The 20,997-nt window shown below is 64.1% G+C and carries 20 protein-coding genes; 15 read left to right on the top strand and 5 right to left on the bottom strand.

The window, feature by feature from the left end:
• Positions 1-538: MetQ/NlpA family ABC transporter substrate-binding protein (locus ACV1FX_RS37500; RefSeq protein WP_473122546.1), on the top strand; the 538-nt coding region annotated here is incomplete at its 5' end.
• A gap of 12 nt (positions 539-550) precedes the next feature.
• Here the strand turns inward: ACV1FX_RS37500 and ACV1FX_RS37505 are convergent.
• On the bottom strand, positions 551-961 hold the full coding sequence (locus ACV1FX_RS37505; RefSeq protein ID WP_473122547.1) for a nuclear transport factor 2 family protein: 411 nt from the start codon (positions 959-961) through the stop codon (positions 551-553).
• Positions 962-1,090: 129 nt separating this feature from the next.
• Here ACV1FX_RS37505 and ACV1FX_RS37510 point away from each other — a divergent pair, with 129 nt between their 5' ends.
• The gene (locus ACV1FX_RS37510) at positions 1,091-1,294 is read left to right on the top strand and encodes a hypothetical protein (RefSeq protein WP_027524742.1); all 204 of its coding nucleotides are present in this window, start codon (positions 1,091-1,093) and stop codon (positions 1,292-1,294) included.
• A gap of 17 nt (positions 1,295-1,311) precedes the next feature.
• Here ACV1FX_RS37510 and ACV1FX_RS37515 read toward each other — a convergent pair whose 3' ends face one another.
• On the bottom strand, positions 1,312-2,778 hold the full coding sequence (locus ACV1FX_RS37515) for a mannitol dehydrogenase family protein (RefSeq protein ID WP_473122590.1): 1,467 nt from the start codon (positions 2,776-2,778) through the stop codon (positions 1,312-1,314).
• Positions 2,779-2,920: 142 nt separating this feature from the next.
• On the opposite strand from ACV1FX_RS37515, the gene ACV1FX_RS37520 reads away from it, so the two are divergent.
• From ACV1FX_RS37520 to uxuA, 6 genes are all read left to right on the top strand, one after another.
• Entirely contained in the window at positions 2,921-3,733 is an 813-nt protein-coding gene (locus ACV1FX_RS37520; protein WP_473122548.1) for a FadR/GntR family transcriptional regulator, read from the top strand.
• A gap of 74 nt (positions 3,734-3,807) precedes the next feature.
• The gene (locus ACV1FX_RS37525; RefSeq protein WP_473122591.1) at positions 3,808-4,767 is read left to right on the top strand and encodes a sialic acid TRAP transporter substrate-binding protein SiaP; all 960 of its coding nucleotides are present in this window, start codon (positions 3,808-3,810) and stop codon (positions 4,765-4,767) included.
• Positions 4,768-4,906: 139 nt separating this feature from the next.
• Complete coding sequence (locus tag ACV1FX_RS37530) at positions 4,907-5,485, top strand: TRAP transporter small permease (RefSeq protein WP_473122549.1); 579 nt, start codon at positions 4,907-4,909, stop codon at positions 5,483-5,485.
• Between the two features lie 4 nt (positions 5,486-5,489).
• Complete coding sequence (locus ACV1FX_RS37535; RefSeq protein ID WP_473122550.1) at positions 5,490-6,896, top strand: TRAP transporter large permease; 1,407 nt, start codon at positions 5,490-5,492, stop codon at positions 6,894-6,896.
• Positions 6,893-7,942: an L-idonate 5-dehydrogenase gene (locus ACV1FX_RS37540; protein ID WP_473122551.1), complete on the top strand. Its 1,050-nt coding sequence runs from the start codon at positions 6,893-6,895 to the stop codon at positions 7,940-7,942. The genes ACV1FX_RS37535 and ACV1FX_RS37540 overlap by 4 nt, the downstream gene beginning before the upstream one ends.
• Positions 7,943-7,957: 15 nt before the next feature.
• Positions 7,958-9,148 carry a mannonate dehydratase gene (uxuA, locus tag ACV1FX_RS37545; RefSeq protein ID WP_473122552.1) on the top strand — a complete coding sequence of 397 codons (1,191 nt, stop codon included), beginning with the start codon at positions 7,958-7,960 and terminating at the stop codon, positions 9,146-9,148.
• 241 nt (positions 9,149-9,389) lie between these two features.
• Here uxuA and ACV1FX_RS37550 read toward each other — a convergent pair whose 3' ends face one another.
• The gene (locus tag ACV1FX_RS37550; RefSeq protein WP_473122553.1) at positions 9,390-10,337 is read right to left on the bottom strand and encodes a LysR substrate-binding domain-containing protein; all 948 of its coding nucleotides are present in this window, start codon (positions 10,335-10,337) and stop codon (positions 9,390-9,392) included.
• A gap of 14 nt (positions 10,338-10,351) precedes the next feature.
• On the opposite strand from ACV1FX_RS37550, the gene ACV1FX_RS37555 reads away from it, so the two are divergent.
• On the top strand, positions 10,352-11,803 hold the full coding sequence (locus ACV1FX_RS37555) for an MFS transporter (protein ID WP_473122554.1): 1,452 nt from the start codon (positions 10,352-10,354) through the stop codon (positions 11,801-11,803).
• Between the two features lie 424 nt (positions 11,804-12,227).
• Positions 12,228-12,656 (top strand): universal stress protein, encoded by a 429-nt coding sequence (locus ACV1FX_RS37560; protein ID WP_473122555.1) that lies wholly within the window; start codon positions 12,228-12,230, stop codon positions 12,654-12,656.
• Positions 12,657-12,698: 42 nt separating this feature from the next.
• Here ACV1FX_RS37560 and ACV1FX_RS37565 read toward each other — a convergent pair whose 3' ends face one another.
• Positions 12,699-13,535, bottom strand: a complete 837-nt coding sequence (locus ACV1FX_RS37565) for a transporter substrate-binding domain-containing protein (protein WP_473122556.1) — start codon at positions 13,533-13,535, stop codon at positions 12,699-12,701.
• Between the two features lie 111 nt (positions 13,536-13,646).
• Between ACV1FX_RS37565 and ACV1FX_RS37570 the strand changes: the two genes are divergently transcribed.
• From ACV1FX_RS37570 to ACV1FX_RS37590, 5 genes are all read left to right on the top strand, one after another.
• Entirely contained in the window at positions 13,647-14,564 is a 918-nt protein-coding gene (locus ACV1FX_RS37570; protein ID WP_473122557.1) for an NAD(P)-dependent oxidoreductase, read from the top strand.
• A gap of 151 nt (positions 14,565-14,715) precedes the next feature.
• Positions 14,716-16,380: a thiamine pyrophosphate-binding protein gene (locus tag ACV1FX_RS37575; protein WP_473122558.1), complete on the top strand. Its 1,665-nt coding sequence runs from the start codon at positions 14,716-14,718 to the stop codon at positions 16,378-16,380.
• Positions 16,380-17,645, top strand: coding sequence for an NAD(P)/FAD-dependent oxidoreductase (locus ACV1FX_RS37580; protein ID WP_473122559.1), 1,266 nt, complete (start codon positions 16,380-16,382; stop codon positions 17,643-17,645). The genes ACV1FX_RS37575 and ACV1FX_RS37580 overlap by 1 nt, the downstream gene beginning before the upstream one ends.
• A 9-nt stretch (positions 17,646-17,654) precedes the next feature.
• The gene (locus ACV1FX_RS37585) at positions 17,655-18,398 is read left to right on the top strand and encodes an aspartate/glutamate racemase family protein (RefSeq protein WP_473122560.1); all 744 of its coding nucleotides are present in this window, start codon (positions 17,655-17,657) and stop codon (positions 18,396-18,398) included.
• 8 nt (positions 18,399-18,406) lie between these two features.
• Complete coding sequence (locus tag ACV1FX_RS37590) at positions 18,407-19,120, top strand: GntR family transcriptional regulator (protein ID WP_473122561.1); 714 nt, start codon at positions 18,407-18,409, stop codon at positions 19,118-19,120.
• 225 nt (positions 19,121-19,345) lie between these two features.
• Here ACV1FX_RS37590 and ACV1FX_RS37595 read toward each other — a convergent pair whose 3' ends face one another.
• Positions 19,346-20,875 carry a glycosyl hydrolase family 79 N-terminal domain-containing protein gene (locus tag ACV1FX_RS37595; protein WP_473122562.1) on the bottom strand — a complete coding sequence of 510 codons (1,530 nt, stop codon included), beginning with the start codon at positions 20,873-20,875 and terminating at the stop codon, positions 19,346-19,348.
• Positions 20,876-20,997: the final 122 nt, after the last annotated feature.

Here is a 20,997-nt window from a genome sequence, read left to right on the forward strand (position 1 = left end):
TCTCGACAACCAGAAGGCCGACCGTGGCTACAAGATCGAGGCGGTGGGGCTGACGGTCAATTTCCCGATCGGGGTCTATTCCAAGAGGCACAAGAATTGGGCCGACATCCCCGATGGCGGTAAAGTCTCGATCCCGAACGATCCGACCAACGGCGGACGCGTTCTGCTGCTGTTGCGCGACAAGGGCGTGATCAAGCTGAAGGACGGCGTCGGCTTCAAGCCAACGGTGCTCGACATCACCGACAATCCCAAGAAGCTGAAATTCATCGAGGTCGACGCGGCGCAGGCACCGCGCGCGCTCGACGACGTCGACGCTGCGGCGATCAACACCAACTATGCGACGCAGGCCGGGCTCGATCCAGTGAAGGACCCGATCCTGCGCGAGGATCCGAAGGGCCCCTACGTCAACCTGATCGCGGTCCGGGCCGCCGACAAGGACAAGCCGTGGGTCAAGATCCTCGTCGATAGCTACCACACGCCCGAGGTCAAGGAATTCGTGCTGACCAAGTTCAAGGGCGCGGTGCTGCCGAGCTGGTGATCTGCCGGATCGCTAGTGAACGCTGCGGCTCGGACCGGATGGATCGTCGTGCGCCTGCTCGACGATCTGCGCGATCGGGCTCGACTGGTGATGAACGAGCAGCCACGCATTGCCGATGCGCCGGAAATGATTGGTGGCGGCAAGCGCGGTGCCGTCGACGATCTCGATGCACAACACCCGTCCGCTGTCGCCTTCGACAATCGCGTGCGGCTCCGCGCAAGTGATCTGCGGCCGGCTCGGGTTCTGCAGGATGTCGCGCCAGCTTCCGATCACCGTGGCGCGGCCGATGATGCCGGGCCAGCCGGGATGAACGCAGGAGATGCCGTCCTCGTCGGCCCATAGCCGTTCCATGGCCGCGAGGTCGCCGGCCGCGAAGGCGGCATAAAAGGCGGCGTTGGCGGCGATGATCGCAGCTTTGCTCATACCTTCCGGGTGGGCCAAGCGCGGCTAAAAATCAAGAGCAATTTCCGTCGATTGGGCGGCGGAACAGCGGCTTATGGCCAGCGTTGTATCCGGCGAACGCAACAGGATCGAGCCTCGGGAGAGGGACCCATGGGACTTGCCCAATACGCGATCGTGCCGGTGCGCGACCAATGGGGCGTGCTGCATGACGGCAACATCAACGGCGAATACGAAACCAAGGAGTCCGCCTTCGAGTCGGCGGCGGCCGCGGCCTCGCTCGCCATCCGTCAAGGGCACGAGGTTCATCTGAGCGTGCCCGGGCGTGAGCCGGGCGAAGCTGCGCTCGGCGTCTGATCGTCAGGCTTTTGGGATCAGGAGATAAAGCTCTCCACCGTCCGGCGCGCGCCCCGTGCATAGAGCTTGCCGAGTGCGTCGGTCACGGCCTCGCGCAGGCGCGGATCAGAGCCGAGCGGGCCGAACACCTTGCCGATACCAAGCAACGCCGGAGCGAGTCGCTCTGCAACCGGACCCTGCTCGCGCGCGAGGCTCACGAATTCGCGCGCAAGCGGATCGCGCACGTCGATCGCGTGGCCCTGTTCGTCGCGTCCCGTGACGTAGCGCATCCAGCCGGCCACGGCGAGTGCATGCGTTTCTATCGGCAGGTCTCGGCGCAACCGGTCCTGGATCGTGCTGAGCAGCCGCTGCGGCAGCTTTTGCGAGCCGTCCATGGCGATCTGCCATGTGCGGTGGTGTAGCGCTGGATTGGCAAAGCGCTTCAGCAGCGATGCGCGATAGGCGGACAGATCGGTGCCTGCCGGCATCGTCAGCGTCACTGCTGCATCTTCCATCACGCCTGCGGCAAGCCGCGCGAAGTGCGGATCACGCATGGTGTCGGCAATGGTCTCGTAGCCCGCGAGGTAGCCGAGATAGGCGAGCGCCGAATGGCTGGCGTTGAGCAGCCGCAGCTTCATCAGCTCGAATGGCTTGACGTCAGTGACGAGCTCGACGCCTGCAGCGGCGAGATCCGGCCGGCCCGCGGAGAAGCGGTCCTCGACCACCCATTGCGTGAACGGCTCGGTCATCACCGGCCAGGCGTCCTGCATCCCGAGCGCGGTTGAGACGGCCGCGCGATCGGCATCGGTCGTTTCCGGCACGATGCGGTCGACCATCGTGCAGGGGAAGGCGACGTTCTCGCAGATCCACTTGCCGAGATCCTTCGACCGCAGCGCGGCGAACTGCGTCACGATCCGTTGCACGGTGTGACCGTTGGCGGCGAGGTTGTCGCAACAGAGCACGGTGAAAGGGGCCAGCCCCTGGGTTCTCCGCCGCGCCAGGGCGGCGACGATGAAGCCAGGTGCCGAACGCGGCGCGTCGAAATTGTTGAGGTCATGCACGACGTCGGGATGCCGCTCGTCGAGATCGCCGGTCTGCGGCGTGTGGCAATAGCCCTTCTCGGTGACCGTGAGCGACACGATGCGGATGGCGGGATCGGCCATTTTCGCAATCAGCCGCGCCGGGGCCTCGCGCGCGACCTCGCTGCCGACGAGTGCGCCGATCACGCGATGGTCGGTGCCTTCGGCCGAACGTACGACGAGCGTGTAAAGGTGATCCTGCGGGGCAAGCGCGTCGCGGGTATCGGGGCTGCGCAGGCTCGCGCCGATGATGCCCCAGGCGGGCGCGCCGGCAGCGAGGCAATCGTCGATGATGACGGCCTGATGGGCGCGATGAAAGGCACCCAAACCGAGATGCACGATGCCGGGCGTGACGCGTGAGCGATCATAGGCCGGGCGGCGGATGCCGGACGGCAGCCGGTCGAGATTGGCGCGGCCAAGCCGCATGGTCGTCTCCCCCTTTGCTTTCCTGCTGCTTGACATGCCGGCCTTCCTCGGTCAATGCTCTGGTCAATTGGTAAGACCAATTTTCCAAAATTGGCGGACCGGCGGGGAAAGCAACCGCTGCGGTCCTTTCAGGGAGGCCAGCGTGCCGCTGGAAGCTGTGGAGGCGAGACGGCTTTACCGCCAGGTCGCCGATCAATTGCGCGCTCTGATCGACAGCGGTGAATACGCTGTCGGAAGCCGGCTGCCGACCGAGCGGGAGTTCGCCGAGCAGCTCAAGGTCTCGCGCCCGACGGTGCGCGAAGCGCTGATTGCGCTCGAGGTCGAAGGCCGCGTCCGCATTCGCGTCGGCTCCGGCATCTACGTGATCGAGCCCGGTAGTCCCGCAAACTCCGTTCCTGCAACGCTGATTGAAGGTCCGTTCGAACTGCTGCGCGCCCGCGAATTTCTCGAAGGCGCCATCGCCGAGCAGGCCGCGCGCGTGGCGACAAAGGACGATCTCGCGCGCATCGACGCCTCCCTCATCGCGATGGAGAAGGTCGAGCACCCCGGCGAAGCCTCGATGGTTCACGATCGCGCCTTCCACATCGCGATCGCGGGCAGTCTCGGCAACGCCGTTCTGGTGCGCGTGGTCGGCGAGCTCTTCGACCAGCGCCTCAATCCCTATTTCTCGCAGCTCGCCCGCTACTTCGAAAGCCCGCGTACTTGGCGCGCCGCGCTGGATGAGCACCGCGTCGTGCGCGCCGCCATTGCGGCGCGCGACCCCGAGGCTGCCCGTGAGGCGATGCGCGATCATCTGGCGCGCTCGCAGGAGCGCTTTGCACGAAATTTCGGAGCCGAGCCCGGTGCGGCACCGGCGCCCGCGCGCACCCGGGCAGCGCGATCGACCGCGCGTCCGTCAAAACAAAAACGGCCGTCGAAAAAGCCGGCCGCGCGTAGCAGCACGCGGCGGCGATGACCATGGGCGACCATGGGGCCAACGAGAAGCAGACTTAGACAATGGAGGAAAAAGCAGTGTTCAAGAAGATGACGATGGTGCTGGCGGCTTCAGTTGCGGCAATGCTGGCTGCCACCGATCCCGGCATGGCGCAGACCAAGCTCAAATGGGCGCATGTCTACGAGACCTCGGAGCCGTTCCATACGGCCTCCGTCTGGGCCGCGCAGGAGATCGACAAGCGCACCAACGGGCGTTACCAGATCGACGTCTATCCGGCGTCCCAGCTCGGCAAGGAGACGGACCTCAACCAGGGCCTCTCGCTCGGCTCGGTCGACATCATCATCTCCGGCTCGAGCTTCGCAGCCAAGAGCTTCCCGCCGATCGGCGTGACCTATTATCCCTACACGTTCCGCGATGCCGATCATCTCCTGGCCTACACCAAGAGCGACATCTTCAAGGAGCTCACCAAGGGCTATGAGGACAAGAGCGGCCACCACATCATCGCGGTGACCTATTATGGAGTGCGTCACACATCGTCGAACAAGCCGATCAAGACCTGCACCGACATGAAGGGCCTCAAGATGCGCGTCCCCGACGTGCCGGCCTATCTTGCGATGCCGCGGGCATGCGGCGCCAACACCGCGCCGATCGCGTTCGCCGAGGTCTACCTCGCGCTTCAGAACGGCACCGTCGAGGCGCAGGAAAATCCGCTGACCACGATCGAGGCCAAGAAGTTCTACGAGGTGCAGAAGCACATCGTTCTGACCGGCCACATCGTCGATCACCTCAACACGGTGGTGTCGGGCGCGCTCTGGAAGAAGCTGAGCGATGAGGACAAGAAGATCTTCACCGACGTTGCCCAGGAAGCGGCCGCGAAGGCGACCGAGGAGATCAAGCAGAACGAGGCCAAGCTGATCGGCTTCTTCAAGGAGAAGGGCCTGACGGTGTCCGAGATCGACAAGAACGAGTTCCGCGACACCGTGATGAAGAACGTTTCGTTCGAGAGCATGGGCTATCGCAAAGCCGACTGGGAACGCATCCAGGCGGTGAAGTGACCGCTACGGTCATTCCGGGACTCGCGAAGCGAGAACCCCATTGCGCAATTGCGCAATGTGCAATCTCGAGGTTCCGGGTCTGGTGCTGACGCACCATCCCGGAGCGACGTGAGTTCTGGCCATTTTGGGGAGCAAACACATGTCCACCGCCGAATTGCACCGGCAGATCACTGCGGACGAGATCGCCCACACCTTCGAGGAAGAGGCGACGCCGAAGGTCGATCTCGGCCACTACGCTTTCGAGGACTGGCTGGCGCTCGCGATATTCTGGGTGATGGCGCTCTGCGTCTTCCTCCAATTCTTCACGCGCTACGTGCTGAACGACAGCTACGCCTGGACCGAGGAGATCGCGACCTACTGCCTGATCGGCGTGGTCTTCATCGGCTCGTCGATGTGCGTGCGGCTGTCGCGCCACATCCAGGTCGATCTCGTCTACCGCTATCTGCCGCATCTCGCGGCGCGTGCGCTGTCGACCGTGATCGACCTGATCCGCATCGCGTTCTTCGGCTACGCCATCCGCCTGGTGTGGATTTATATCCAGGTGATCGGCGATGAGCCGATGACGACGATCAATTTCCCAAAGAACTATGTCTACTACCTCGCGCTGCTCGGCTTCGTGTTGATGTGCGTCCGATCTCTGCAGGTAGCATTGGAAAACTGGCGGCAGGGCTATTCGATCCTCGAACGTCCCGGTGCCTACGACGGAACGGAAGGGTGATGCCATGCTGCTCTTGCTTGGGGGCTTTCTCATCCTGATGTTGCTTGGCCTGCCCGTGGCGCTCGCCATGGGGGTGTCCTCGCTGCTCTACATCCTGGTCAGCGGCATCACGCCCGATGTCACGCTGGCGCAGCGCATGATCGCGGGCGTCGAGAGCTTTCCTCTGCTCGCGGTGCCCTTCTTCATCCTCGCCGGCAATCTCATGAACATCGCCGGGGTGACTGGGCGCATCTACAAGTTCGCGGTCGCGCTGGTCGGCTGGATGCGCGGCGGACTTGGACACGTCAACATCATCGGCTCGGTGATCTTCTCCGGCATGTCCGGCACCGCGATCGCGGACGCCGCCGGTCTCGGCACCATCGAGATCAAGGCGATGAAGGACCACGGCTACACCACCGAATTCTCGGTCGGTGTCACGGCCGCATCTGCCACGCTTGGCCCGATCATTCCGCCGTCGCTGCCGTTCGTGATCTACGGCATGATGGCCAACGTCTCGATCGGCGCGCTGTTTCTGGGTGGCGTCATCCCGGGCGTTGTGATGACGCTGTTCATGATGGCGACGGTCGCCTATTTCGCCCACAGAAACCGCTGGGGCAGCGACACGCCGTTCTCCTGGCCGCAACTCGGCTCGGCCGGGCTCGAGGTCATCATCGTCTTCAGCTTTCCGCTCGCGATCTGGCTGATGACGCTCGCCGGCCTCTCGACCAACATGGCCGTCGTCATCGGCCTCGGTGCGCTGCTCGCGATCGACTGGTACTTCGACTTCTCCGCGGTGATGGCGCTGATGGCGCCGGTGATCCTGATCGGCGGCATGACGCTCGGCTGGTTCACGCCCACGGAGGCGGCCGTCGCGGCGGTGATCTGGTCGTTGTTCCTTGGTCTCGTGCGTTACCGCACCATGACGTTCAAGACCGTGGCGAAGGCGACCTTCGACACCATCGAGACCACAGCCTCGGTGCTGTTCATCGTCACCGCGGCGTCGATCTTCGCCTGGCTGTTGACCGTGTCGCAGGCGGCGCAAACGCTCTCCGACTGGATGCTCAGCGTCACCCACAACAAATGGGTGTTCCTGCTGCTGGCCAACATCCTGATCCTGTTCGTCGGCTGTTTCATCGACACCATCGCGGCGATCACCATCCTGGTGCCGATCCTGCTGCCGATCGTGCTCAAGCTCGGCATCGATCCGATCCATTTCGGCTTGATCATGACGCTGAACCTGATGATCGGCCTGTTGCATCCTCCGCTCGGCATGGTGCTGTTCGTACTGGCCCGCGTGGCAAAACTCTCCGTGGAACGCACCACCATAGCGATCCTGCCCTGGCTGGTGCCGCTGATCCTGGCGCTCATCGCCATCACCTACATTCCGGAGCTGACGCTCTGGCTGCCTAAATATATGGGACTTTCCAAATGACTTCAGTCGCTCTCGCTGCAACCCTGTTCGGCCCCGAAGACCTGCGCATGGTCGAGCATCCGCTCGAAACGCTCGCGCAAGGCATGGTGCGCATCCGCTTCGGTGCCGGTGGCATCTGCGGCTCGGACATGCATTACTTCCGCCACGCCCGCACCGGCGATTTCGTCGTGAAGTCACCGCTGGTGCTGGGACATGAGATCTCCGGTGAGGTCGTGGAGATCGCTGGAACTGCGCCGAACCTGAAGGTCGGCGACCGCGTCGCCGTCAATCCGTCACGTTGGTGCGGCCATTGCGTCGCCTGCCGCGAGGACCGACCGAACCTCTGCGAGAACATCTTCTTCATGGGCTCGGCCTCGAAGACGCCGCACATGCAAGGGGGCTTTGCCAACTACTTCGATGCGATCCCGGCACAATGCGTGAAGATCCCCGATCACGTCTCCTATCAGGCCGCGGCGCTTGCCGAGCCGCTCGCGGTTTGTCTCCATGCCGTCGCGCGGGCCGGTGACGTCAAGGGCAAACGCGGTATCATCTTCGGTGCTGGCCCGATCGGGCTCCTTACGATGCTTGCGGCGCACCGCGCCGGCATGGCCGACGTCACGGTCGCCGACATCGCGCCCGCGCCACTTGCTTTCGCGACCCGGCTCGGTGCCTCCCACGTCGAGAACGTTTCGGGCGGCGAGGACGGCCTGAAGGCGCAGGCCGCAGCGCGACCCTATGACGTCGCCTTCGAGGTCTCAGGCACGGCCGCGGGCCTCGCCAGTGCCATCGGTATCGTGCGTCGTGGTGGCACGGTGGTGCAGATCGGCAATCTGCCGGGCGGCCAGATTCCGACGCCGGCGAATGCCGTGATGGCGAAGGAGATCGACCTGCGCGGCTCGTTCCGCTTTGGCTTCGAATTTGCAACCGCGGTGGAACTGATTTCCAACGGCAGCGTCGATGTGCTGTCGCTGGTCACGGCCGAGCGACCGCTGTCGACCGCGCCGGATGCCTTGCGGCTCGCGCTCGACCGCTCGCAGAGCGTCAAGGTCGTGCTGACCGCGAACTAAGCCGGGAGAAATGGCATGATGTTGCAGGGATGGCGCTGGTACGGGCCCGATGATCCCGTGTCGCTCGACGATGTCAGGCAGGCCGGCGCGACGGATATCGTCTCGGCGCTGCATCAGGTGCCGATCGGCGAGGCCTGGACGCGCAAGGGCGTCGAGGAGCGCAAGAATTTCATCGAGAAGGGCCAGCCCGGCCGCTCGCAACTGACCTGGTCGGTCGTGGAGTCGATCCCGATCCCCGACGACGTCAAGCGGCTTGGTGGTAAGGCAACCCGCTCGATCGAGGCATGGATCGCGAGTCTGGAGGCGGTCGCTGCCGCCGGCATCAAGATCATCTGCTACAATTTCATGCCTGTCGTCGATTGGTGCCGTACCGATCTCGAATGGGAGTTGCCGAACGGCGCCCGTGCCATGCGCTTCGACGGGGATCGCTTTGCCGCGTTCGAGCTGCACATCCTCAAACGTCCCGCCGCGCTTCAGGAGTACTCGCCCGAGCAGCAGGCCCGCGCGAGACAGCTCTTCGAGAAGATGAGCCAGGCCGACATCGACTATCTCGTCATGGTCATCGCCAGCGCGTTGCCCGGCTCGACCACCGAGCCGATGACCCTTCCGCAATTCCGCGACCGGCTCGAGCAGTACCGCGACATCACGCCAGAGATCCTGCGCCAGCATCTCGCCGAATTCCTCGCCCGTGTCGCGCCGGTGGCGGAGCAGCTCGGGGTATCCCTGACGCTGCACCCCGACGATCCGCCACGCCCGCTCTTCGGCCTGCCGCGCGTGGCATCCACAGCCGACGACTATCAGGCGCTGTTCGACGCCGTGCCGTCGAAGGCCAACGGCATCTGCTTGTGCACGGGCTCGCTCGGCGTGCGCGCCGACAACGACCTGCCGGCAATGGCCGAGCGCTTCGGCCCGCGCATCGCGTTCGCGCACTTGCGTGCGACCAAGCGCGAGGCCGACGGCCTGTCCTTCTACGAGTCCGATCACCTCGACGGCGACGTCGACATGGTCGCCGTGCTGAAGGCGTTACTGAAGGAGAACGCGCTGCGCGCGCCGGACAAGCAGATCGTATTCCGCCCCGACCACGGCCATCGCATGCTCGATGATCTCGCCGCGACCAAGCGCACCAATCCCGGCTACACCGCGATCGGCCGCCTGCGCGGGCTCGCCGAGCTGCGGGGCGCGATCCGCGCGATCGAGCATCACTAGCAGGCGGCCATAGCCCGCTGCGTGAGGATAGGTGAGGCGGCCCATCGGGACGCTTCGCAACTAAAGGGTCGAAAACAATCCCATGCAAAGTAGAAGGGCGGCCGTCGGCCAGGGAGGCCTTGCGCACGGCAAGGCATTGATGCGCTTTGCAAATCGGTGAATCGCAAATGACTCTGGCCCAGACGCCCGCTAGTCGCCGGCGCATACGCGAAGGCGGCCGGGGGGTGGCAAGATGCGGGGCCTAACTGCCGGTTGACGTGCGATCCGCCTCGTTGGCAATCCAGTTAGCAAACCGATTCACGCGCTTGTCGCCCGTCAAGACGGCTTGCCAGCGGACAATATGTGTTTTGCTGGACGGCATATCCCACTTCGGCGGCAGCAAACGGCACAGCCTGCGCTCAGCTATCGCGTCCTGAACGAGCAGGGAACGCGCAAGGACGGCGCCCGCGCCCTCGATTGCCGCGGCGAGCGCCAAGCTCAGGGAGCTGAAGCGCATGCCGTCCGGCACCCGCGTTTCTATCCCGAGCCTCTCAAACCACACCGGCCATGACCACTCGGCGCCGTCGTTCCGGCCAAATGGTCCCTTGTGGATGATCGGCAGACTGGCAAATTTGAGCGGGTTCGACAGCGGTCGACCTCGTCGAACAAAGCGCGGTGCTGCAACCGGAAAGACCCGCTCATTGAAGAGCAGGCGTTGCGTGGAGTTCGATCGCGCCGTGGATTTGGGCAGCCACAGGATGAGGACGTCGACATCTGCGGCGCGCATCTGCGCTTCGCTTTCAAGGACGACGAGCTCGAGCCCAATGTCCGGGTTCGACGCCATGAAGCCTGGTAATCGACGCGCCAGCCAATAGTGCGACAGCGCTGTCCCGACGCCGACTTTCAAGTTCGCGCGAGCCTCGGCTCTGAATCGAGCCCGGAGACCCGCCATGTCATCGAGCAATCTAACAATATTCTCCAGCAGCGAGATGCCGGCTGGCGTGGGCGCCAATCCGGTGCCAGTGCGATTGAACAACGGCGCGCCGACAAAAGCTTCGAGCTTTTTCAGGCGATGACTGATCGCACTCTGTGTGAGATGGAGCTCGCCGGCTGCGAGCGTCATGCTGCGATGGCGAGCAGCCGCTTCAAAGGCGACGAGGCCGTCAAAGGGAGGAAGTGTTCGCATCCTCTCACTATGAACGAAATTCATGGTGATGTGAACGGATGATCATGTTTTTCTCTCGGCCTCCGCTGTTGATCTGGATGAATGCCGAGATGTCGCCAAGCGAACCACAAGCCGGGCCGGATGAGACTACGCAGCCAATTTCCATGCGGCCGGCACTTGCTTTAGGCTTGGCTGGTTTCTTGGGCAATTTCGACGTCACGGCGGTCGTCGTCGCCTTGCCGGCAATTTCGCGCGAACTGAAACTCGGAATCGCCGGCTATGCTTGGCTCATGGATGCCTACAGCCTTGCGTTCACAGGCTCGCTGCTGGTCGCCGGGGCGCTGTCCGACCGATATGGTCGTCGTAAGGTGATGCTGCGCGGCAACCTCGTATTTGCTGCGGCATCTCTGGTGTGCGCCCTAGCATGGGACGGTCTGTCGCTGTCGCTTGCACGCGCGGTCCAGGGTGTTGGGGCGGCCTTCGTGATCACTGGTGGCATTGCTCTGATCGCCACGACATATCCGCAGGCGGTGTCGCGGACGCGTGCCTTTTCCTGGCTTGGCGTAATGTCCGGAATAGCGATGGCATTGGGACCAACGCTTGGCGGCATCGTCGCGTCCTGGATCGGATGGCGATGGATATTTCTGGTAAACATTCCTGCGTGCGCCCTTGTCGCCTGGAGCGTCCCGCGTCTCGTCGATGATGCGCGTGAAGCGTTACCACGCCCGCCCGACGTTTCCGGAATGGCCATTCTCACTGGCGCTCTCTTCATGCTGATCGAGTCGCTTCTGCATGGTCGATCTTCGCCGATGGCATTTTGGGCGGGGTCTGGCCTTGCCATCGTGCTGCTCGCTGCCTTCGTTTTCCAGCAACGCGGGCGAGCCCAACCCATCTTTGATCCGGCAGTATTCTTGAATGGGGCGATGGCGGGGATAGCATTGCTTCTCACATCGGTCTCTATTGGGTATTGGGCCTTGCTCGTCTATCTGCCGCCGTTTCTCGCCACTGCTTTTGGCCTGAGCGTCGATGCAGCCGGAATGGTGATGCTCGCGGCAACAGTCCCGATGTTGTTGTTGCCACCGGTCGGCGGAAGGAGCGTCACCGCGCTTGGATGGCGATGGCATTTCGCATTGGCCCTCACCCTCATGACCACGGGGAGTGCGACCTTTATTGCAGCGCTGATTTCAAACGATGCGCCGCCGCAATGGTTGGTCGTGGCAGCAATGTTCCTAAGCGGCACTGGAGCCGCCCTGGCCCATCCTCAGCTATCCGGCGCCGTGGTCGCGTTGGCGCCAATCGAGCAGGCGGGCATGGCATCGGCCACGACCGTCGTTGTGCGACAAGCTGGCTTTGCCGTCGGCATCGCCGCACTGGGTGGCCTGCTCGGTACCGCGGATCGGGCCGATGCTTACGCCTCGCTCTTCGCGGGCGCGGCCATGGTCTGCGGATTGGGAACCCTCGCGGCCGTCACGCTGCTTCCTTCAAAGCCGCACGCCACTGTGCGGCAGTGACGGGAGCTATGTCGTATGTGCCTTGCGGGCATACCTAGCCGCCCCAACGACAGTAGGGGGCGCAGCGATAATGTCCGCCGTGCCAATGGCCCCAGTGCCAGCGCACCCGCGCCACGTCACTCTCCTGTGCCGTCGGCTTGGCGGTCGTGGATAAGGGAGTGATCGGGGCAGCCAATGCAGATGTGCCGAGTGATATCGCACCAACCACGAGAAGTGCTGCGGGAATTTTGATCATAGAGGCGTTCCTCCAATCCGGAACTTCCGACCACGATCAACTTGGCTGACTGTAATTCGTTGCACCCCGCAAGAAGGCGTCCGACCGTCCTCGCCGTGTTCATGGATTGATTTATCTCAAGACGGCACCGGGAACTCGTGCCTAACCTCCGGGAGGCAGGGATACGTCCGGACAACCGGGAGGTGAGGCATGTACCGGCATATTCTCATTCCAACAGATGGGTCGGAGCTGGCGGAGCATGGGGTGACGCATGGCTTGGCGCTGGCGAAATTCCTTGGAGCCAAGGCATCCGTCATCTTCGTCGTGGAACCGTTCTCGGAATTGACAGGGCGCTTCCTTGAAGCCGTCGCAACATATGCCGAGGTGCGCAAGGAGCAGGCCAGGAGCGTGCTCGATCGCGCGGCAAATGCGGCCAAGGCGGCTGGCGTTTCCTGCGAGACGATTCAAGTGGAGAGCGGGCATCCCCACCAAGCCATCATCGCTGCAGCCGAGGACAAAGGCTGCGATCTCATCGTCATGTCATCGCATGGGCGCAGTGGACTTTCGATGCTTCTCATCGGAAGCGTGACGAACAAGGTGCTGACGCAGGCGAAAATCCCTGTGCTCGTTTGTCAGTGAGTGCGTAGAGACACTCGATCTCAATGTGGTTGGCCGCGGCTGTCAGAATTGAATTTCGCCGGGAATGTCCTCCGCGCTGAGGCCGACGGTTTCAAAAGCCTTGAGCATCCATTCGCGGGTCTGGCCGAGCGCGCGGTTGTAATCGGCCCAGGCGCTGAGGAAATCCTTGTAGCGCCGATCGGCCTCCGCGCGGATGCCGAGATTGGTCGGCAGCGTGAGCAGCGGCCGTGGCACCGCGAGCTCGCCGAGCGTCGGGTTCTTCTTCAGCGTCGCGACCGAAAGCACGGCGAGCGATATGTTGCAGTCCGCCCGTCCAGTTGAGACGGCGAGGATCGCCTCGTTGCGCTCCTTGAAGCCGAGGATCGTCGCCTTCGGGCAATAGCGCCGCGCGATCGTCTCATGCGTCGAGCCGATGTCGACGGCGATCTTGACCTCCGGCTTGTTGATCTCCGCCCAGGTCTGCGGCTTGCCGAAACCCTTCTTGGTGATGACGGTGAAGGAGTGCACGAGGATGGGCGAGGAGAAGTCGATGACCAGCGCGCGCTCGGGCGTCGGGTTCACGGCAAAGGCGAGATCGATCTTCTCGGCCTGGAGATCGAGGATCTGATTGCCCCAGGTCGACTCCAGCGTCTCGACCTTGGCGCCGAGCTTGCCGGCGATGTCGTTCGCCATGTCGATGCAGGCGCCCGACCATTGATTGGTGGTGAGGTCCTTGTGAAAATAGGGATCCTGGCCGGCAATCACCGCGATCCGCAACACGCCGCTCTTCTTGATCCGGTCGAGGGTGGAGCTTGGAGCCGTGTCGGCGTTGGCTGAGGTCGCGGCGGCCATCGCAGCGCCGGCGAGGGCGACGGTGGTGAGTGCGTCCCTGCGATTCATGGCGGTTCTCCTGGGCAGTTACCCCTGAACATCCAATCCCGGCTTCTGGACTATTTCTGTATTCAGATTAAAATGCAATACGGTATTTAGCTGGAAGAGAAAGATCAGCCGATGCGTGCCCTGTTCGTCGATGCCAACGACACGCTTGCCGCCGTCACCGAAAAACTGCTGCGCAAGGAAAGCCTTCCGGTCGGCATCAACCGCGACCCGGCAATCTCACCCAACGACCTGCCGCGTCTCCTGGACGGCGTGGAGATCATGATCGTCGATCACACCGCGGTGCCGACGGCGGTTGCCGCGAAGTGCGCGGCTCTGAAGCACGTCGTCTTCCTCGGCACCGGCGCGCGCAGCTACATGAATCCGGATGAGCTTGGCCAGCACGGCATCGCCGTCCACACCATCAAGGGTTATGGCGACACTGCGGTCGCCGAATGCGCGATCGCGCTGATGTGGGCCTCCGCAAAAGGGTTCGGCGAGATGGATCGCGGCATGCGCGATGGCAACTGGCTGCGCCGCGACGCCCTCCAGCTCACCGGCAAGACGCTGGGCCTGATCGGTTTTGGCGGTATCGCCGCGGAAGTCGCGCGCATGGCGCTCGGCTGCGGCATGAAGGTGATCGCCTGGAACCGGACGCCGAAGACGCATCCGGGCGTCGACTTCGTTCCGTTGGAGAAGCTGCTTGCGGAAAGCCACGTCATCTCGCTGCATCTGCTGCTCAACGACGAGACCAGGAACTTCCTCTCCCGCGAGCGCATCGCGATGATGCGCCCAGGCAGCATTCTGATCAACACGGCGCGCGGCGCAGTGGTCGATGAAGAGGCCATGATCGAGGCGCTGCGCTCGGGCCATATCGGCCATGCCGGCCTCGACGTCTTCACCGTCGAACCGCTGCCGGCAGGCCATGCGCTGACCAAGCTTGCGAACGTGACGCTGTCGGCGCATTCGGCGTTCCGCACGCCGGAGGCGAGCGACAATCTGATCGGTGCGGCACTCGACCATTGCCGCCGCATCATCGCGAGCGGACGATAGTTGCAAACATCGGAGGCGGGCATGATGTCTGCGCAGGATACGAGAAGCCCTTCGATCTTGCGCGCACTGTCCGCCTGTCCTACGCCACCTTAGAAAAAAAACTGGCGCGACACGCTTCAAGCGCATCGCCAAAGCCTCTTAGGGAGCCGTCATGAGCATTCGTAACGCCCGCACCGGGGGCCAGATCCTGATCGACCAGCTGGTCGCGCAAGGCGTCGAGCGCGTCACCTGCGTGCCCGGCGAAAGCTACCTCGCCGCGCTCGATGCGCTGCATGACAGCCCGATCGATTTGATGATCTGCCGCGCCGAAGGCGGCGCCGCGATGATGGCGGAAGCCTACGGCAAGCTCACGGGACGCCCGGGCATCTGCTTCGTCACCCGCGGTCCCGGCGCGACCAACGCCAGCCATGGCGTCCACATCGCGATGCAGGATTCGAGCCCGATGATCCTGTTCATCGGCCAGGTCGACATCGGCATGCGCGAGCGCGAGGCGTTTCAGGAGCTCGACTACAAGGCAGTGTTCGGCACCATGGCGAAATGGGCTGTCGAGATCGATCGTCCCGATCGCATTCCCGAGCTCGTTGCGCGCGCGTTCCGTGTCGCGATGCAGGGCCGCCCCGGTCCCGTCGTGATCGCGCTGCCGGAGAACATGCTGACCGAGACGGCCGCAGTCGCCGACGCGCCGCGCGTCGAGCCAGCCGTGAGTTGGCCGGCGCCGGCCGATCTCGAACGCCTGACTGCGATGCTTGCGGGCGCAAAGGCGCCGCTCGTCATTCTCGGTGGTTCGGGGTGGACTGCGGAAGCCGCCAAGGGCATTGCGCGCTTCGCCGAGCGTTTCGATCTGCCGGTCGCGACCTCGTTCCGCCGCGCCTCGCTGATCGACGCCGATCATTCCCACTATGCCGGCGATCTCGGCATCGGGCCGAGCCCGGGCCTGAAGGCGCGCGTCACCGGCGCCGATGTCATCCTGCTGATCGGCGGCCGGATGTCGGAGATGCCGTCGTCGTCCTACTCGCTGCTCGACATTCCCGTGCCGAGCCAGAAGCTGATCCATGTTCATCCGGGCGCGGAGGAGCTGGGCCGCGTCTATCAGCCTGTGCTCGCGATCCAGGCCACGCCCAGTGCGTTCGCAGCGGCCGTCGAGACCTTGAAGCCTACCGCGCATCCGGCCTGGAAGGGCGAGGCGGCCAAGGCGCACGCAGACTATCTTGCCTGGACCGAGACGGCGCGCGAGCTGCCGGGTTCGTTCCAGTTCGGCCAGGTCATGACGTGGCTGCGCGACCGCCTGCCCAAGGACGCGATCGTCTGCAACGGCGCCGGCAACTATGCCGGCTGGCTGCATCGCCACCACCGCTTCCATGCCTTTGCCGCGCAACTTGCGCCGACCTCCGGCTCGATGGGCTACGGCGTGCCGGCCGGCGTGCTCGCCAAGCGGCAACATCCGGATCGCGTCGTCGTCGCGTTTGCCGGCGACGGCTGCTTCCTGATGAACGGTCAGGAGTTTGCGACCGCCGTGCAGTATGACGCGGCACTCATCGTCGTCGTCATCGACAACGCGCAATACGGCACCATTCGCATGCACCAGGAGCGCGACTATCCCGGCCGCGTGGTGGGCACGCAGCTCAAGAATCCTGACTTTGCGATGTACGCAAAGGCGTTCGGCGGTCATGGCGAGCGCGTCGAGCGCACGGAGGAATTCGCGCCCGCTTTCGAGCGCGCGCTCGCGTCGGGCAAGCCTGCGATCCTGCATTGCATCTTCGATCAGCGCGCGCTGTCCATCGGCAAGGATTTTGTGCCGCACGAGAAGTCGCGCTGATGTTGGAGGGCCGCCACGTTGCCATCATCGGCGCTGGCGCGGTCGGCGTGATCAGTGCCATCGAGGCGCTACGCGAGGGCCATCGTGTCACGCTGATCGATCCGGGCGAGCCCGGTGGTGAGCAGGCGGCGAGTTATGGCAATGCCGGCTGGCTGTCGTCGCATTCGGTGATCCCGCCGGCCGAGCCCGGCGTCTGGAAGAAGGTGCCGGGCTATCTGATGGACCCGCTCGGTCCGCTCGCGATCCGCTGGACCTACCTGCCGAAGGCATTGCCCTGGTTGGTCAAATATCTGCTCTCGGGCTGGACCGAAGCTCGTGTCGAGAAAACGGCTGTCGCGCTGCGCGCTCTCCTCAAGGATGCGCCGCTGCTGCACAGGAAGCTCGCGGACGAGGCTGGCGTTTCCGAGCTGATCGAACGCAACGGCGTCATGCACGTCTTCCCCTCGCGCGGGAATTTCGACAGTGATCCCGGCTGGCGCATCCGCAAGCGTGTCGGCGTCGAATGGCTGGAGCTTTCCGCAGACGAGATGCGCCAGCGCGAGCCCGAACTTGATCCGCGCTATAAATTCGGTGTGGTGGTCGAGGAGGCCGGGCGCTGCCGCGATCCCGGTGCCTATGTCGCTGCACTTGCCAATCATGCGTTCGCCAGTGGGGCCAAGCTGGTGCGCGCCAAGGCGACCGGCTTCAAGCTCGACGGCAACAAGCTCGTTGCCGTTCTGACCGAGAGTGGAGAGATCGCCTGCGATGCTGCAGTGGTCGCCGCCGGTGCACGCTCAAAGCTGCTCACCGCATCCGTCGGTGACTCGCTGCCGCTCGAGACCGAGCGCGGCTATCATGTCATGATCGAGCATCCAGAGGCGGGCCCGCGCTCTTCGATGATGGCCTCCGACGCCAAGATGGTCGTGAACTGGACCAACAAGGGCCTGCGGGCCGCCGGCACGGTCGAGATCGCCGGGCTTGACGCGGAGCCGAACTGGAAGCGCGCCGAGATCCTGCGCGACAATCTCCTCGGCATGTTTCCGAAGTTGCCGAAAAACATTCCGGCCGAGCGCATCAAGATGTGGTTCGGCCATCGCCCGAGCATGCCGGATGGCCGTCCCTGCATCGGCCATGCGCGCGCCTCGCGCGATATCATCTACGCGTTCGGCCATGGCCATATCGGCCTCGTCGGCTCCGCACGCACCGGCCGCCTCGTCGCGCAGCTCGCCAGCGGCAAGACGCCGGAGATTCCGCTCGAACCGTTCGCACCCAGCCGCTTCCTCTGAGGCCGCATCATGACCTATCCGCAAAATTCCTCCTCCCGCATCGCACGTGGCGGCAAGGCGCTCTATGGCGCGCCGCTCGGCATTTTGATGCTGGAGGCACGCTTTCCCCGCATCCCCGGCGATATGGGCAACGGCACCACCTGGCCGTTCCCGGTGCTCTATCGCGTGGTGAGCGGAGCGAGCCCGGAGAAAGTGGTGCTGAAGGGCGCGGCCGGGCTGTTGCCGGACTTCATCGACGCGGCGAGGGAGCTGGTGCGGCTCGGCGCCGAAGCCATCACCACCAATTGCGGCTTCCTCGCGCTGTTTCAGAAGGAGCTTGCCGCCGCCGTCGGCGTCCCGGTAGCAACATCATCGTTGATGCAGGTGCCCTGGGTGCAGGCGACCTTGCCGCCGGGCAAGCGCGTCGGCCTCGTCACGGTGTCGGGCTCGACGCTATCGCCGGCGCATCTGGAAGGTGCCGGCGTGCCGCTCGACACGCCGCTGGTCGGCACCGAAAACGGCAAGGAGTTCTTCCGCGTCCTGATCAAGGCCGAGAAGGACGACATGGACATCGCTGAGGCCGAGCGCGATGTGGTCGAAGCCGGCAAGGCGCTCGTCGCTGCGCATCCCGATGTCGGTGCCATCGTGCTTGAATGCACCAACATGCCGCCTTACGCTGCCGCATTACAGGCGGAGGTGGGTCTGCCTGTCTATGATATCTATTCCATGATCAATTGGTTTCATGCCGGACTGCGGCCGCGTCGGTTTGCCTAGAGATGTCTATGAACAAGGCCATGAACAAGCACCTGGAACTCGCCTCGGACAGCATCGTCGATCGCGTCTACGAACAGCTCAAGGCGATGGCCGTCAGCTATCAGTTCAAGCCGGGCGAACGGCTCAACGAGGGCGAACTGGCAAAGCGTCTCGGCGTCAGCCGCACGCCGCTGCGTGAAGCGCTCAATCGACTGAACACCGAAGGCTTCCTGCGCTTCACGCCCGGCAAGGGCTTCTTCTGCCGCGAGCTGGACGCGCACGAGATCTTCGATCTCTACGAGCTGCGCAAGTCGATCGAGGTCGCCGCGGTCCGTCTTGCCATCAAGCGCGCTAGGGATGAGGACATCGACGCGCTGCTCAAATTCCTCGAAGCGACGGGCCCCGACCCCGGCGAGCGTTCGTCGGTCGAGCTGGTCGAGCTGGATGAGACCTTTCACGAACGGCTGATGGCAATGTCCGATAATGCCGAGATGCTGCGTGTATTGCGCAACGTCAACGCCCGCATCCGCTTCGTGCGCTGGATCGACATGGACCGCGTCAATCGCTCCAACACGCAGGCCGAGCACCGTGCCGTCGTCGAGGGCCTCAAGGCGCGCGACGAGGCGCGTTGCGTCTCCGTGCTGGAAAAGCACATCGACCGGCGGCTCGATCGGATCACCTCCGCGATCAAGGAAGGCTACGCACAGATCTACATGCCGGCGGCGAGGCAGGCGGCGAACTGAGGCGTGCTGGCTGGATTGTCGAGCGACATTACCCCGGCCGGCCCTCGCCGGGACGACTTCGGTGAGGTCTGTGCCCACTCTCTCCGCAAACTCGTCATTGCGAGCGCAGCGAAGCAATCCAGAATCTTTCCGTGGTAAGATTCTGGATTGCTTCGTCGCTTCGCTTCTCGCAATGACGGAGCGAGCGGCGACCTCACGTCCGATTCAACTCGCACTTTAGGCGCTTCATCGGCACGCAGGGTTGGCAGCGTCCGGGATCACCAGGAAGGTGATGGTTTTCGGCGCCAGGGCAATCGTCCCGGCCGGTATCGCGCGCGCTTCGAGCAGGGGTAAATCGGCGTTGGCCGTGAGGGCGAGTGTCCTTCCGTTCAATCGCACGGTCGAGCTTTGTAGCTGCACCGCATCCAGCGTGTAGCGCTCTGACGCGATCGGCAGCTTCATGCTGCGCGATTCGCTCCGTGAAATATTGATCGCGAGGAGGGACACAGCGCCGGTCATCGTGGGATGGCAATGCGCATAGACGTGAAGTTCGGGGAGGCCGGCCACGCCGGCGTCGAGCACCGTCGTTCCCATCAGGCGATGCCACAGCAGCGCGCCCCAGTAGGTCGGCCGCGGCCGAAACGTCGTCTCGTCGAGCAGGCCGTAGTCGCTGGCGGCCAGCGTGTTGTGCATCACCACCTGTACGCCGGCTTTGGCGAGCCGTCCGAGCTGGTCGAGATAGCGGAACGTGTCCAGGAAGGTCGCGTCCCAGCGATTGCCGCCGCAGGCGGCGTCGGCCGTCTCCGTCAGCCAGATCGGCGTGCCAGGTGCGAATTCGTCGCGCAGGCCGCGGTAGACCGAAAGCGCGCGATCGGTGCGCGCGAGCCAATCCGGCGATAGAGCCTGCGCCGCATCATTGCGGACGCCGCAGCGCGGCGAGAGCGTGTTGTAGTGATGATAGGAGAAGCGATCGAGGCGAGCTCCGGATGCCGCGAGCAGGTCGCGCGTCCGGATGCCGCCGGCGGATCGAGTCGGCGAATCGCCGACGGAGCCGGGGCCGACGACCAGCGTGTCAGGGGCATGCTGGCGCATCCACGAATGGAAGGCGGCGAAGTCGTTGGCATAGGCCTTTGCGTCATAGCCCGGCGGTGCGCCGTTGGTGGCCGCGAGTGTCGGCTCGTTCATGAACTCGGCGGCTGCGACGTGGCCACCGAGCGACCGCGTGAATGAGAGAAGCTGCTGCGCCTGATCGGGTATCCAATGGCCGTCCGCGTTGCGGCTGCCCGCACTGACGGCAAACGACGTCATGATCTCCGCATTCACCGCGCGGGCAAAGTCGAGAACAGCACGCCACTGCGCGCGGTTCAGCACGGAGCTGAAACCGGGAGGCGGTGCAGCCGGCGCGTCATCCGCATCGGCAAAGAACGTGGCATTCGCCCAGGTGCCGCTGACGCGCATATAGGCCGGGCCCAGAGCAGCAGCGAGCATGCGCAGCTGCGCATTGGTGAGATCGATCGGCGGCCTGTAGCTGTAGCGGTCTCGCGCGACCTCGGCTTCGGCTCGCGAGCCTCGTGGATAGGGCTTCCAGAAACGCCCGCCCGTCACCTCGACCATCTCGACATTGTAGGACTGAAAGCGTGCGTCGATCGTGCAGATCGCCGTCATGCGCGCGGGTGCGATCGGCTGCGATCTCGCGCGGGCTGCAGCGGATGTCGCGATGACAAGCAGCAGCGCTGCGATGGCCCGGTTCTGGCGGATCTGCGGCGTGGCGTGCACGTCGTGACACCTTCGCTGATTGTCTCTCCGGATCGATCATACCGTGCGCCTGCCAATGGTGCGCTGCCGCATCGGCGTCAACGATGTTGATAGGAGGCGCCTGATCCACTATCCGTCGGTTC

It is taken from the genome of Bradyrhizobium ingae (assembly GCF_055791185.1).

Excerpts from the sequence above, each read along its gene's own strand:
- ACV1FX_RS37505 (WP_473122547.1), bottom strand. The coding sequence starts at position 961 with ATGAGCAAAGCTGCGATCATCGCCGCCAACGCCGCCTTTTATGCCGCC.
- ACV1FX_RS37510 (WP_027524742.1), top strand. The coding sequence starts at position 1,091 with ATGGGACTTGCCCAATACGCGATCGTGCCGGTGCGCGACCAATGGGGC.
- ACV1FX_RS37515 (WP_473122590.1), bottom strand. The coding sequence starts at position 2,778 with ATGCGGCTTGGCCGCGCCAATCTCGACCGGCTGCCGTCCGGCATCCGC.
- ACV1FX_RS37525 (WP_473122591.1), top strand. The coding sequence starts at position 3,808 with ATGGTGCTGGCGGCTTCAGTTGCGGCAATGCTGGCTGCCACCGATCCC.
- ACV1FX_RS37530 (WP_473122549.1), top strand. The coding sequence starts at position 4,907 with ATGTCCACCGCCGAATTGCACCGGCAGATCACTGCGGACGAGATCGCC.
- ACV1FX_RS37535 (WP_473122550.1), top strand. The coding sequence starts at position 5,490 with ATGCTGCTCTTGCTTGGGGGCTTTCTCATCCTGATGTTGCTTGGCCTG.
- ACV1FX_RS37540 (WP_473122551.1), top strand. The coding sequence starts at position 6,893 with ATGACTTCAGTCGCTCTCGCTGCAACCCTGTTCGGCCCCGAAGACCTG.
- uxuA (WP_473122552.1), top strand. The coding sequence starts at position 7,958 with ATGATGTTGCAGGGATGGCGCTGGTACGGGCCCGATGATCCCGTGTCG.
- ACV1FX_RS37550 (WP_473122553.1), bottom strand. The coding sequence starts at position 10,337 with ATGAATTTCGTTCATAGTGAGAGGATGCGAACACTTCCTCCCTTTGAC.
- ACV1FX_RS37555 (WP_473122554.1), top strand. The coding sequence starts at position 10,352 with ATGATCATGTTTTTCTCTCGGCCTCCGCTGTTGATCTGGATGAATGCC.
- ACV1FX_RS37560 (WP_473122555.1), top strand. The coding sequence starts at position 12,228 with ATGTACCGGCATATTCTCATTCCAACAGATGGGTCGGAGCTGGCGGAG.
- ACV1FX_RS37565 (WP_473122556.1), bottom strand. The coding sequence starts at position 13,535 with ATGAATCGCAGGGACGCACTCACCACCGTCGCCCTCGCCGGCGCTGCG.
- ACV1FX_RS37570 (WP_473122557.1), top strand. The coding sequence starts at position 13,647 with ATGCGTGCCCTGTTCGTCGATGCCAACGACACGCTTGCCGCCGTCACC.
- ACV1FX_RS37575 (WP_473122558.1), top strand. The coding sequence starts at position 14,716 with ATGAGCATTCGTAACGCCCGCACCGGGGGCCAGATCCTGATCGACCAG.
- ACV1FX_RS37580 (WP_473122559.1), top strand. The coding sequence starts at position 16,380 with ATGTTGGAGGGCCGCCACGTTGCCATCATCGGCGCTGGCGCGGTCGGC.
- ACV1FX_RS37585 (WP_473122560.1), top strand. The coding sequence starts at position 17,655 with ATGACCTATCCGCAAAATTCCTCCTCCCGCATCGCACGTGGCGGCAAG.
- ACV1FX_RS37590 (WP_473122561.1), top strand. The coding sequence starts at position 18,407 with ATGAACAAGGCCATGAACAAGCACCTGGAACTCGCCTCGGACAGCATC.